Source organism: Intestinimonas sp. HCP28S3_D6 (assembly GCF_052065695.1).
Classification (GTDB): Bacteria; Bacillota; Clostridia; order Oscillospirales; family Oscillospiraceae; genus Intestinimonas.
This window is the reverse complement of sequence record NZ_JBQHTM010000151.1, coordinates 1-485: the sequence shown is the minus strand read 5'-3', so window position 1 is coordinate 485 and position 485 is coordinate 1. Positions and strand designations below refer to the sequence as shown.

Sequence of the window (485 nt, the reverse complement as noted above, 5' to 3'; positions counted from 1 at the left end):
TATCCATCAGCTCCGAAATTCCAGCAAATATGTATCCTACAAGGACATAAAGGCACTCATGGCAGATTTGAAGGCAGTCTACGCCGCAGTCGATGAGGCTGCTGCGCTGGACGCTCTGGACACCTTTTCTGAACGCTGGGACAAAAAATACCCGAAGATCGCTCCGTCCTGGCGGGAGAATTGGTCCAACCTGAGTACCTATTTCAAATATCCCCAGGAGGTGCGCCGCCTGATCTATACGACCAACGCAATTGAGGGCTTTAACCGGCAGCTTCGGAAAGTGACCAAGGCAAAATCGGTATTCCCTACGGATGACAGTCTGCTGAAGATGCTGTATCTGGCCATGATGGATATTACGAAGAAGTGGACCGGAAGGCGGCAGGACTGGAGCATAATTCACGCACAGTTGGCGGTGTTCTTTGCCGACCGCATGCCGGACTGACCGGCTGCAACCGGAATGTCAAGAGTCGAGATGAACGGAGGCT

1 protein-coding gene is annotated in these 485 nt (G+C 52.6%); it reads left to right on the top strand.

The window, feature by feature from the left end; genetic code table 11:
- A partial coding sequence (locus ACTNBK_RS17185) for a transposase (protein WP_441147916.1) occupies window positions 1-442 on the top strand: 442 nt, incomplete at its 5' end.
- Between the last annotated feature and the right edge of the window lie 43 nt (window positions 443-485).